The 12,795-nt window shown below is 48.5% G+C and carries 12 protein-coding genes and 1 other annotated feature; all 12 genes read left to right on the top strand.

Going from position 1 to position 12,795, the window contains the following annotated elements:
• Positions 1–180: 180 nt before the first annotated feature.
• Entirely contained in the window at positions 181–636 is a 456-nt protein-coding gene (locus tag KNQ06_RS16495) for a CtsR family transcriptional regulator (protein WP_023466578.1), read from the top strand.
• A 25-nt stretch (positions 637–661) separates the two neighbouring features.
• The gene (locus tag KNQ06_RS16490) at positions 662–1,090 is read left to right on the top strand and encodes a hypothetical protein (RefSeq protein ID WP_029343073.1); all 429 of its coding nucleotides are present in this window, start codon (positions 662–664) and stop codon (positions 1,088–1,090) included.
• Entirely contained in the window at positions 1,083–2,156 is a 1,074-nt protein-coding gene (locus KNQ06_RS16485) for a protein arginine kinase (protein WP_215148941.1), read from the top strand. Before KNQ06_RS16490 ends, KNQ06_RS16485 begins: the two co-directional genes overlap by 8 nt.
• Positions 2,156–4,603 carry an ATP-dependent protease ATP-binding subunit ClpC gene (gene clpC, locus KNQ06_RS16480; protein WP_023466588.1) on the top strand — a complete coding sequence of 816 codons (2,448 nt, stop codon included), beginning with the start codon at positions 2,156–2,158 and terminating at the stop codon, positions 4,601–4,603. The genes KNQ06_RS16485 and clpC overlap by 1 nt, the downstream gene beginning before the upstream one ends.
• A gap of 76 nt (positions 4,604–4,679) precedes the next feature.
• A complete protein-coding gene (gene radA, locus KNQ06_RS16475) occupies positions 4,680–6,056 on the top strand; it encodes a DNA repair protein RadA (RefSeq protein ID WP_029343076.1) in 1,377 nt (458 codons plus the stop codon).
• A gap of 127 nt (positions 6,057–6,183) precedes the next feature.
• On the top strand, positions 6,184–7,269 hold the full coding sequence (locus KNQ06_RS16470) for a PIN/TRAM domain-containing protein (protein ID WP_023466590.1): 1,086 nt from the start codon (positions 6,184–6,186) through the stop codon (positions 7,267–7,269).
• Positions 7,270–7,401: 132 nt separating this feature from the next.
• On the top strand, positions 7,402–8,085 hold the full coding sequence (gene ispD, locus KNQ06_RS16465) for a 2-C-methyl-D-erythritol 4-phosphate cytidylyltransferase (protein ID WP_214772577.1): 684 nt from the start codon (positions 7,402–7,404) through the stop codon (positions 8,083–8,085).
• 2 nt (positions 8,086–8,087) lie between these two features.
• Entirely contained in the window at positions 8,088–8,570 is a 483-nt protein-coding gene (gene ispF, locus KNQ06_RS16460; RefSeq protein WP_029343079.1) for a 2-C-methyl-D-erythritol 2,4-cyclodiphosphate synthase, read from the top strand.
• Between the two features lie 43 nt (positions 8,571–8,613).
• A complete protein-coding gene (gene gltX / locus KNQ06_RS16455; protein ID WP_215148939.1) occupies positions 8,614–10,062 on the top strand; it encodes a glutamate--tRNA ligase in 1,449 nt (482 codons plus the stop codon).
• Positions 10,062–10,280: a binding site (T-box leader), on the top strand. Its footprint overlaps the gene before it by 1 nt.
• Positions 10,281–10,289: 9 nt before the next feature.
• A complete protein-coding gene (epsC, locus tag KNQ06_RS16450; protein ID WP_255343794.1) occupies positions 10,290–11,009 on the top strand; it encodes a serine O-acetyltransferase EpsC in 720 nt (239 codons plus the stop codon).
• The gene (cysS, locus tag KNQ06_RS16445; protein WP_058705176.1) at positions 10,963–12,360 is read left to right on the top strand and encodes a cysteine--tRNA ligase; all 1,398 of its coding nucleotides are present in this window, start codon (positions 10,963–10,965) and stop codon (positions 12,358–12,360) included. The genes epsC and cysS overlap by 47 nt, the downstream gene beginning before the upstream one ends.
• Positions 12,357–12,761, top strand: a complete 405-nt coding sequence (locus KNQ06_RS16440) for a Mini-ribonuclease 3 (RefSeq protein WP_023466600.1) — start codon at positions 12,357–12,359, stop codon at positions 12,759–12,761. The genes cysS and KNQ06_RS16440 overlap by 4 nt, the downstream gene beginning before the upstream one ends.
• Positions 12,762–12,795: the final 34 nt, after the last annotated feature.

The raw sequence follows: 12,795 nt of genomic DNA, 5'->3' as shown, positions 1-12,795 counted from the left end.
CCGAAAGTAGTTGGGGGCTTCCCCCTGTGAGGATAGGACGTTGCCAGGCACTTGACCGATCTGCAGATTGCAGGTCGGTCTTTTTGTGTTTTCTAAAAAGCCTTATCAGTTGCATTTCTTTTTTTAGATGATTACTATTAAATCAAACAATAGTCAAAGATGGTCAGAGAGGTGGTGCCAATGCAAAACATCACAGATATCATCGAAGCCTATTTAAAGCAAATTTTACACGACGAAAAGACGATTGAAATCAAACGTCAAGAAATTGCACAACGTTTTGACTGTGTTCCATCACAAATCAACTACGTCATCAATACTCGTTTTACGGTCGAAAAGGGTTATTTTGTTGAAAGTAAACGGGGTGGCGGTGGATACATTCGGATTCAAAAAATCGTTGTGCTCGATAGTCACGATCTATTAGACGAAGTCAGTTCATGGATTGGTGATCATTTGACGGAACAAGCTGCAGAAGATTATTTGATTCGTTTGATGAACGAACAATTATTGACGCGGCGAGAAGCTATTTTGATTCAATCGCTGTTGCAAAAAGAGAGTTTGCCAATGGCGGTCGAAGATCAACACCGGATGCGTGCCCACTTGATGCGGACGCTTCTTCAAACCATGAAGCGACTCTAGTCGTCGGACATTGGAGGAATGCATGATGCGTTGTCAACGATGTGGCGAACGAGAAGCAATCGTCCGTGTCAAACTTCCACAAGAATCGGAAACCGATGAGAAGTTCTTATGCTCGGTTTGTGTGCGGGAGTTAGCACGTGAATATCAAGGGACGGCGTGTCCGTCTTGTGGTATGACCCGTCAACAATTGCTTCATCTTCGTAAAGTCGGTTGCCCGACTTGTTATTCATTTTTTAAAGACGAAGTCGACGGCATGGTTCGTCAGTTCCAACACGGTCATACGCAACATTATGGCTCACGGCCTGATGAGGAATCCGTTGAAAAACGATTGAACCAGCAACTCAGTCGATTGAAAGAACAACTTAACCGCAAAATCTTAGCAGAAGATTATGAAGAAGCAGAAATCATAAAACAACAGATTGAGAGTGTCGAGGAGGATTTGCGTCATGTTTGAAGAGTTGCTCCAACACCCTTTAAGCGAATCGATGAATCAATCTTCTCCCTTTGACGACATCGTCGTTTCGACACGGATCCGGTTGGCGCGTAATACGACACGTTATCCGTTCTCAACGATGTTGTCAGAAACACAAGCGAATGCGCTCATTGAAGAGACAGAACGCCAACTAAACGGGATGAAAGGGTTCCGGTTTGGTCGCGTCGATCAAGCAGATGTCCTTACGCGAACCGCTTTAGTAGAAAAGCATCTGATCAGTCCAGCGTTAGCAAGTCATCCACGGACAGGACTCTTCATTAGTGAGGATGAACAGATCAGTGTCATGGTAAACGAAGAGGATCATTTCCGAATTCAGACGTTATTACCGGGACTTCAACTTGAAGAAGCGTTTCGGATCGCAAAACAAGTCGATCGTTTGATCAGTGAACGATTTAAAATTGCTTTTGATGATACGCTTGGTTATTTAACGACATGTCCGAGTAACGTCGGAACAGGTCTTCGTGCTTCCGTGATGTTGCACTTACCGGGACTGGTCCTGACGAATCAGATTCAAGGCTATATCAAATACTTACGACAGCTCGGATTCGCGATTCGTGGGCGTTACGGCGAGGGAAGCGATGCCTCTGGTCGCATGTTCCAACTTTCGAACCAACGGACGCTTGGGGCAAGTGAGGATATGCTGATCACGGACTATCAATTTGCCGTCGAAGCATTAATTGAAGCAGAACAGGCAGCACGAAAAGGATTATTGGAGATGTATCAAGAAGAACTAGAGGACAGACTATATCGTTCCTACGGTATCCTGACATCAGCTCGACTGATTACAGCGCGGGAAGCAACGGAACGACTATCGGATGTTCGCTTAGCAGACAGTCTGGGACTAGAGGTCAATCTTCCTCCAAATCTTTTTCATCAACTGCTCGTTTCATTACAAACAGGTTTTCTACAAAAGCATTTCGGGAAACAATTAACATCTAGAGAACGGGACATCGAACGGGCGAAACGAATCCGGACGATGTTAACCGAACAGACAAACAGGGATCACACACAAGGAGGTTTTGCATAATGATGTTTGGACGATTCACAGAACGTGCACAACGTGTATTGGCACTTGCTCAAGAAGAGGCAGTACGGTTGGGGCACCACAATATCGGAACAGAACACATTTTACTCGGACTTGTACGTGAAGGAGACGGAATCGCTGCGAAAGCCTTAACAGCACTCGGTCTCAGTTCAGATAAAATTCAGATGGAAGTCGAAGCATTAATCGGTCGCGGACAAGATGGTGCAACGACGATTCACTATACACCACGTGCGAAAAAAGTCATCGAGTTATCAATGGATGAGGCACGTAAACTAGGTCACTCTTACGTTGGAACAGAACACCTCTTGCTCGGATTGATTCGAGAAGGAGAGGGCGTTGCTGCTCGTGTCTTGAATAACTTGGGTATCAGTCTTTCAAAAGCCCGTCAGCAAGTACTCCAGTTGCTCGGGAACAGCGAAACGACAGCAAACGCGTCGCAAGCAGGTTCAGGTGTCGCAACACCAACACTTGATGGTCTTGCTCGTGATTTGACACAACAAGCGCGCGAAACACGTCTTGATCCAGTTATCGGTCGTGCGAAAGAAATTCAACGTGTCATCGAAGTCTTGAGCCGCCGGACGAAAAATAACCCGGTCTTGATCGGGGAACCAGGGGTCGGTAAAACGGCTGTCGTCGAAGGTCTCGCTCAACAAATCATCAACAATGAAGTACCGGAGACGTTACGCAATAAACGTGTTATGGTACTCGACATGGGGACACTTGTCGCTGGTACGAAATACCGTGGTGAATTCGAAGATCGTTTGAAAAAGGTCATGGATGAGATTCGTCAAGCGGGGAACATCATTCTCTTCATTGATGAGTTGCATACATTGATCGGAGCGGGTGGAGCAGAAGGTGCGATCGATGCATCGAACATCCTTAAACCATCGCTCGCACGAGGCGAACTCCAGTGTATCGGAGCAACGACTCTTGATGAGTACCGGAAATACATCGAGAAAGATGCGGCACTCGAACGTCGTTTCCAACCTATCCAAGTCGCAGAGCCAACAACGGATGAAGCAACACAAATCCTATTTGGTCTTCGCGATCGTTATGAAGCACACCACCGTGTGACGATCACAGACGAAGCGATTCAAGAAGCCGTCACATTGTCAGATCGATACATTTCGGATCGTTTCCTTCCGGATAAAGCGATCGATTTGATTGATGAAGCAGCATCGAAAGTTCGGTTGCGTTCATACACAGCACCACCGAACTTAAAAGAAGTCGAAGCAAAACTCGAAGGCATCCGCAAGGACAAGGACGAAGCGGTCCAAAGCCAAGAGTTCGAAAAAGCAGCAAGCCTCCGCGATACGGAACAAAAATTACGCGATGAGCTTGAGCGTTTGAAAGAGGAATGGCAGAATAAACAAGGCAACGAAAAACTTGAAGTCACAAAAGATGACATCGCACAAGTCGTTGCCAACTGGACAGGTGTACCGGTCACGAAGATCGCGGAAGAAGAGACGGATCGTCTCCTTCGCCTCGAAGAAATCCTTCACGATCGTGTCATCGGACAAAATGAAGCCGTTAAATCAATTTCAAAAGCCATCCGTCGCGCACGTGCTGGACTCAAAGATCCAAAACGTCCGATTGGTTCGTTCATCTTCCTCGGTCCTACTGGGGTTGGTAAGACAGAACTCGCCCGTGCGGTTGCCGAAGCGATGTTCGGAGATGAGGATGCGATCATCCGGATCGACATGTCAGAGTACATGGAGAAACATGCAACGAGCCGTCTCGTCGGATCACCTCCGGGATATGTCGGTTACGAAGAAGGCGGTCAATTGACGGAAAAAGTTCGTCGGAAACCATACTCGGTCATCTTACTTGATGAAATCGAGAAGGCGCACCCGGAAGTCTTCAACATTCTCTTGCAAGTACTTGATGATGGACGCTTAACAGACTCGAAAGGTCGGACGGTTGATTTCCGTAACACGATCATCGTCATGACATCGAACGTCGGTGCAAGTGCCCTTAAACGTAATAAATATGTCGGATTCGCTGTTTCTGAAGATACGGATCGCGAATACAAAGACATGAAAGATAAAGTCATGGAAGAACTCAAACGGGCGTTCCGTCCAGAGTTCTTGAACCGGATTGATGAAACGATCGTCTTCCACTCACTCGAGAAACAACACATCGAAGAGATCGTGAAGTTGATGGCGAAAACCCTTGAAAAACGTTTGGCTGAACAGGAAATTCATTTCGAATTGACACCAGCTGCCCTCTCGAAGATTGCCGATATCGGATACGATCCAGAGTACGGCGCACGTCCAATCCGTCGTGCCCTTCAACGGGAAGCGGAAGACCGGTTGTCAGAAGCATTGCTCGCAGGCGATATCCAAAAAGGAGAACGTGTTGCGCTTGATGTCGAAGAGAACGAATTCATCGTTCGCCGGAATCACGTGAGTTCTGCCGCAACGGAATAAGAACTGAGCACAGGGCCAGCTTTCGCACTTTCTGAGCGAAGCTGGTTCTTTTTTTGAAACAGAAAGGATGAATCGATTGGCTAAGTTAAAAACAAAATTCGTTTGTCAAAGCTGTGGGACCGAATCACCGAAATGGATGGGACGTTGTTCCGGGTGCGGAGAATGGAACACGATGGTCGAAGAAGTCGTCGAAGAGAAAAAAGGGCGGCGCGGTGCAGCTTTCGTTCATACGACAACAAAACAATTGAAGCCAGAGCGCCTCGCGAACATCGTCTCGCAAGAAGAGAGTCGCGTCTTTACCGGAAGTGGTGAATTCGACCGTGTCCTCGGAGGCGGTATCGTTCCAGGTTCGATGGTGCTTGTTGGAGGAGATCCGGGAATCGGGAAGTCGACGATCTTACTTCAGACGAGCGCACGTCTTGCCCAACGCGGCGAAAAAGTGCTCTACATCTCAGGAGAAGAATCGCTCAAACAAACTAAATTGCGCGCGGAACGGCTTGGCTTACCGACTCAGGATTTGTTCGTCCTTAGTGAGACGGATATGAATATGATTGAACGTGTCGTCGATGAAGAACAGCCACGTTTTTTAATCATTGACTCGATTCAAACCGTCTACATCGATGAAATCCAGTCTGCACCCGGGAGTGTGACACAGGTACGTGAATGTACGGCGATGCTGATGAAAATTGCGAAGAGTCGCGGTATTGCGATCTTCATCGTCGGTCACGTCACGAAACAGGGTTCGATTGCTGGACCACGTTTACTGGAGCACATGGTGGATGCTGTCTTGTATTTCGAAGGCGAACGTCATCATACGTTCCGGATTCTGCGTGCCGTCAAAAACCGATTTGGTTCAACGAATGAGATCGGAATTTTTGAGATGCGGGAGTCTGGTCTTGAAGAGGTCTTGAATCCGTCAGAAATTTTCCTCGAGGAGCGGACGTCCGGTGTATCCGGTTCGACGATCGTCGCTTCCATGGAAGGGACACGGACCGTCCTTGTCGAACTGCAAGCGTTGATTTCACCGACGTCATTCGGAAATCCAAGACGGATGGCGACCGGAATCGATCAAAACAAGGTAGCCTTATTGATGGCTGTGCTTGAGAAACGGTCGGGTCTTCTCCTTCAGACACAAGATGCGTACCTCAAGGCAGCCGGTGGTGTGAAGCTTGATGAACCGGCGATTGACTTGGCGGTTTGTGTGGCAATTGCTTCTAGTTTCCGTGACAAGCCGACGCGTCCGACGGATGTCGTGATTGGTGAAGTCGGATTGACAGGTGAGGTTCGCCGTGTATCGCGGATTGAACAACGTGTAGCAGAAGCAGCTAAACTCGGTTTCACGCGGGCGATCATTCCGAAAAACAACTTGGGTGGTTGGACGTATCCGGACGGGATTACGGTCGTCGGTGTCGAGAGTGTGGACGAAGCATTACGTGAAACGATTCCGTTTTAAGCTGGAATGACGCAAAAAATGGGGGAACTGTAATGGATATGTAAACAGTTTCCCCTCCTTCCGGCGTAGGTAGTTCAAATCAGTACATGTTACAATGAACTTAAAATAAGCAAAGGAGGTGAGAAGATTGAAAATCGTCATTCGGGTATTTTTTGCATTACTCGGACTTGCCCTCGGGATCTTGTTGCTTCCTCAGTTCTTCCAATTAATTGAAACGGCAACGAATACGACATTCCCTGCATGGTTGATGAGCGAATACGTAACTGGAACGATTGGTGCACTCATATTCTTATTAATTGGATTATTCATTACGGATTCGGTAATTCGACTTCTCCGATTTTTAGAAGAACGACTCGTCAAAGCCCCAGTAGCAGATCTCTTTTTTGGAACATTTGGTTTGTTGATTGGGTTGGTACTTGCCTTCCTCGTCAGTACATTGATTGATTTGGTAGGTATTCCTGTCCTCAGTAACGTCTTAACGATCTTCGTGACCGCGTTGTTCGGATATCTTGGCTTTACGGTCGGGTATCGTAAACGTCATGAATTGACGAAAATCTTCTTACGCAGCAACCAAAGTGAGAAAAAGGCGACGCCAGAAGTCGTCGTTCCAGTTAAATCAAACAGTAAGGTACTCGATACGAGCGTCATCATCGACGGGCGGATCACGGATATCACGAAGACCGGTTTCGTCGAAGGAAAACTGATCGTCCCGCAATTCGTCATCGGTGAGTTGCAATACATCGCCGATTCTTCCGATACGTTGAAACGAAATCGTGGACGTCGTGGACTCGATGTCTTAAAAGAGTTACAAGAGATCCCTGGAGTCGAGGTCGAAATTTATGATGGCGATTTCGAGGATGTACCGGAAGTCGATATTAAGCTGATCAAACTCGCGGAACTCGTCAAAGGGATCGTCGTCACGAACGACTATAACTTGAACAAAGTCTGTGAAGTCCGACATGTTCCTGTCCTCAACATCAATGATCTGGCGAATGCCGTCAAACAAGTCGTCATTCCAGGAGAAGAGATGACCGTCCTTGTCATCAAGGAAGGAAAAGAACAAAAACAGGGTATCGCCTATCTCGAAGATGGGACGATGGTCGTTGTTGAAGGAGGCAAACACCTCATTTCGAAAACGATTGGCGTTGTCGTCACGAGTGTCTTGCAGACGTCAGCTGGACGAATGATTTTTGCGAAACCACAAGAAAAATGAGACACTATGCCTAGAGAGACATCGAGAGGCATTCGGATAGACCCCGCAACGGATTCGATTTCATGATCGAGTCCGTTTTCGGTGTGATGGAATGGATCACGATGATCAGTGAGAGAGAAAAGAGGGAATGGGATGTCTACAGCCACATATCGCGTCGTCATCCCCGCTGCCGGTGCCGGTAAGCGGATGGGCGCAGATCGTAATAAATTGATGCTTGAACTAAGAGAACGTCCAATCATCGCTTGGACACTGGATGTCTTCGAGGCAGATCCGGCATGTACGGAAATCGTCCTTGCGATCAATCCACTAGAACAGGAATGGTTTACAAGTCTTATCGCGTCTTATAAGACATCGATTAGACTTGTCGCGGGTGGTGCCGAACGTCAGGAAAGTGTGCTCCGTGGTCTTGAGGCGTTAGAAGGCGAAGGGATCGTTCTGATCCATGATGGGGCCCGACCGTTTATTTCACAAGCAGCGATTCATGCAGTCGTCCAGGCAGCAGTCCTAGATCAGGCGGCGATTCTTGCCGTGCCGATCAAAGATACCGTCAAACGGATCGAAGCGAACCACATCAGCGAGACCGTCCCGCGGGAACACCTGATGGCAGCGCAGACACCACAAGCGTTTGATCTTGCGACGATTCGCACGGTTCATGAAAAAGCGGCAACGAAATACCTAGGAACCGACGATGCAAGTTTGATAGAATGGGACGGAGGAAAAGTAACGATCGTCCACGGTCACTACGAAAATATCAAGATGACGACACCGGACGATTTGTGGTTCGGTGAAGCGATTCTAATGAAACGAGGGAAATGACGATGATTCGAATTGGACAAGGTTTTGATGTACATGCCTTTGCAGAAGATCGGAAATTGATTTTAGGCGGCATCGAGATTCCGCACACGAAAGGATTGCTCGGTCACTCGGATGCAGACGTCTTGTTACATACGATTGCCGACGCGGCACTTGGTGCAATCGCAGCAGGGGATATCGGAAAACATTTTCCGGATACGGATCCGGAATTCAAGGATGCCGATTCAGCAAAATTGCTGCAGCATGTCTACGCGCTCGTTAAACAACAAGGGTATGAGCTTGGCAACCTAGATGCGACAGTCATCGCACAGGCACCAAAGCTTCGTCCGTACATCGACACGATGCGTGCGCGGATCGCGGAATTGCTCGAAGCGGACATTGAACAGATCAATGTCAAGGCAACGACGACGGAATGGTTAGGTTTTACGGGACGAGAAGAGGGAATCGCTTGTCAAGCAGTGATTCTACTGAAACGAATCGAAGAATAAGGTATACTAGATAAGCGAATTTTAGTCGAAGGAGTGATTGGCAATGGCAGAAGTACGAGTACGTTATGCCCCAAGTCCAACAGGACACTTGCATATCGGGAATGCCCGGACTGCATTATTTAACTATCTGTTTGCGCGCCACTTAGGCGGTAAGATGGTATTACGAATCGAGGATACGGACCAAAAGCGGAACATCGCAGGCGGTGTCGAGAGTCAAATGAAGAACCTCGAGTGGCTCGGTGTCGATTGGGACGAAGGTCCAGGTCGCGGTGGCGAGTACGGTCCTTATTCACAAATGGAGCGTCTCGATATCTATCAAAAGTACACGGACGAGTTACTTGAAAAAGAACTTGCTTACCGTTGCTACATGACATCGGAAGAGCTCGAAGCAGAACGCGAAGCGCAAATCGCACGCGGAGAAGCACCACGTTATTCAGGGGCACACCGTAACCTGACAGCAGAACAAGAAGAAGCGTTCCGCGCAGAAGGTCGCACACCGTCCATTCGGATTCGTGTACCGGAAGATGTCACGTATACATGGAATGATATCGTCAAAGACGACGTCTCATTCGAATCAAAAGACTTCGGTGACTGGGTCATCGTCAAAAAAGATGGCATTCCGACGTACAACTTTGCCGTCGTCATCGACGATCACTTGATGGCGATCAGTCATGTCCTTCGTGGGGATGATCATATTTCGAACACACCGAAACAGATGATGATCTATGATGCGTTCGGTTGGGAATACCCGACGTTCGGTCACATGACATTGATCGTCAACGAATCACACAAGAAGCTCTCGAAACGTGATCACTCGATCATTCAGTACATCGAGCAGTATAAAGAGCTCGGTTATCTCCCGGAAGCATTGCTCAACTTCATCACGCTTCTCGGTTGGTCACCAGTCGGCGAACAAGAGATCTTCACGAAAGAAGAGTTCATCGAGATCTTTGACGCGGATCGTCTCTCGAAGAGTCCAGCTGTCTTCGACCAAAACAAACTAGCTTGGATCAACAGCCAGTACATGAAACATCAATCGTTCGAAGAAGTATTCGAAGCAAGTCTTCCGTTCCTACAAGAAGCAGGTCGCGTCGAAGCGTCACCTTCAGAAGAAGAGCTCGCTTGGGCACGTGATCTTGTCGCGTTATACCGCGAACAGATGACGCATGGCGCGGAAATCGTCAAGCTTTCAGAGATGTTCTTTGAGGACGAAGTGGTGTATGATGAAGAGGCAAACACTGTCTTGAGTGGCGAGACGGTTCCGACTGTACTTGCAGAATTCGCGAACCAGTTACGTGCTCTCGAAGAGTGGACACCAGAAGCAATTAAAGCATCGATCAAAGCGACGCAAAAAGCGACTGGTCAAAAAGGAAAGAATTTATTCATGCCAATTCGTGTCGCGACGACAGGACAGACGCATGGTCCAGAACTCCCGAACACGATTCAATTACTAGGAAAAGACCGTGTGCTTGCACGGCTTGAAGCAGAATAACGAAAGCGTAGACGAGGAAAGTAACGATGCGTCTTCTTCTCCAGAGACAAGCTCGAATGGTGCGAGGGCTTGAAGAAGCGAATCATGAAATGCCCCTCTGAGTGCTGCCCGAAATCCGTGAGAGTAGGCGCAGACGTATCTCCGGCGTTAACGGACGTCGAGAGGGACGAGTCAATCGTCCAAACAGAGTGGGACCGCGCTTCGTTAGCGTCTCTGTGCAGCAATGCATAGAGGCGCTTTTTCTTATGGAGAGGAGAACGTATATGACACGGATACGAGAAGATATCCGCAATGTGTTTGAGCAAGATCCAGCTGCCCGCAGCACGTTAGAAGTCATTTTGACATACCCGGGCTTACATGCGATTTGGATGCATCGTCTGGCCCATCGACTCTGGAACGCAAAGTTCCGCTTACTCGGTCGATTAATTTCGCAGTTCAGTCGCTTTTTGACAGGCATCGAGATTCATCCAGGAGCGACGATCGGACGCCGGTTCTTTATTGACCACGGGATGGGTGTCGTCATTGGTGAGACGACGATCATTGGTGATGACGTCACGTTGTTTCAAGGCGTGACACTCGGCGGAACGGGGAAAGAAACAGGAAAGCGTCATCCGACGATTGAAGACGGCGTACTTGTCTCTGCCGGTGCCCGTGTCCTTGGTGATATCACGATTGGGGCATACTCAAAAATCGGTGCTAGTTCTGTCGTCTTAAAACACGTTCCTCCCAATGCGACTGTCGTCGGCATTCCGGGACGTGTCGTCATTCAAGACGGCATGAAGGTCGAAGCACCACTTGATCATCGTTTCCCGGATCCGGTCAGCGAATGCCAAGAGCGGATTGAAATGGAACTAGAAGTATTAAAACAAGAAATTGAACGGATTAAAGGAGGGCGACGTCATGATTCAACTGTACAACAGCATGACCGGAAAAAAGGAACCATTTAAACCATTAGAAGAAGGAAAGGTCAAGATGTATGTCTGTGGCCCGACGGTTTACAACTACATTCATATCGGGAACGCGCGTCCAGCAATCGTTTTCGATACGGTCCGTCGCTACTTCACATACCGCGGATACGAAGTTAAATATGTCTCGAACTTCACGGACGTCGATGATAAGATCATCCGGACAGCGAACGAACTCGGAGAAGACTATCATGCGTTGACGAAACGTTTCATCGAGGCGTATCACGCGGATACGGGCGCCTTGAATGTCCAAAAAGCGGATATCCATCCACTCGTCACGGAAACGATGGACGATATCATCGCCTTCATCGAAGTCCTCGTCGAAAAAGGCAATGCCTACGCATCAAGCGGGGATGTCTACTTCCGGACGCGTAGTTTCAAGGATTATGGTCAATTGAGCCAACAGTCGATCGATGAATTGCGCGCAGGCGCACGAATCGAAGTCGGAGAGAAAAAAGAAGATCCGCTTGATTTCGTGCTCTGGAAAGCAGCAAAACCAGGTGAGCCGGCATGGACGAGTCCATGGGGCGAAGGACGACCAGGCTGGCACATCGAGTGCTCGGCGATGGCAAAGAAATACCTTGGAGAGACGATTGACATTCATGCTGGTGGACAAGACTTAAAGTTCCCGCACCATGAGAATGAGATCGCCCAGTCAGAAGCATGCAACTCACAGAAGTTCGCGAACTACTGGATGCATAACGGGTTCTTGAACATCGAAAACGAGAAGATGTCGAAGTCGCTCGGTAACTTCTTGACGGTCCATGAAGCGATCCAAGCGGTTGATCCGATGGTGTTACGTTTCTTCATGTTATCGGTTCAGTATCGTCACCCGATCAACTACAGTCGTGAACTGATCGATCAAGCAGCGAATGGTCTCGCACGGATTCGGGAATCGGTCGCAAACATCGAACACCGCCTTGAAATGACGGCCGATCTCGGAACAGGTGACGAGAAGTGGTTGAATCGTCTAGCGGCGATCAAGGAACATTTCATCACATCGATGGATGATGATTTCAATACAGCGAACGCTGTGACGGATTTATTCGATCTCTCGAAAGAAGCCAACTTGTACCTTGGAGAAGCACATGTGTCGAAACAGGTGCTCGAACAGTTCCTCGCACTCTTCTCGGAATTATCAGATGTTCTCGGTGTCACGTTGACAGTCGACAAAGGCTTACTCGATGAAGAAGTCGAACAGTTGATCGAAGAGCGGAACACAGCCCGTCAAAATCGTGACTTCGCACGAGCGGACGCAATCCGCGATCAGCTACGTGATCAAGGGATCTTGCTGGAAGACACAGCGCAAGGGATGCGGTGGAAGCGCGGATGAAGAACTACAAACAACTGAATGCACTCGCGTTAGCGTACATGGGCGATGTCGTCTATGAGATTCGTGTGCGGGAGCGATTGCTCGAACAAGGTTATGTGAAGCCGGGCGAGTTGCACAAAGCAGCTGTCCGGTACGTTCGGGCACAAGCACAAGCGACGGTCGTGACGCACTGGTTGAACACGGATGCGTTGACGGAAGAAGAGGCAGCGGTCGTCCGGCGCGGGAAGAACGCAAAATCCGGTTCTGTCCCGAAGAGCACGGACGTCCATACGTATCGCTACGCGACAGCATTTGAAGCATTGCTCGGTTATATTTATCTTTCAGAAGGAGGGGATCGCCTTGAAGAACTCATCGGACAAGCGTTCGAACTACTCGAAGCCGAAAAAACAGACGAATCCTAAGGCTACCGGTATGAAGCCGAAAACGAAGGCACAG

The sequence above is a fragment of the Exiguobacterium sp. s91 genome (assembly GCF_018618915.1).
Classification (GTDB): Bacteria; Bacillota; Bacilli; order Exiguobacteriales; family Exiguobacteriaceae; genus Exiguobacterium_A; species Exiguobacterium_A abrahamii.
Note: the sequence above shows the minus strand (reverse complement) of the source record. Positions and strands in the feature narration are given on the sequence as shown.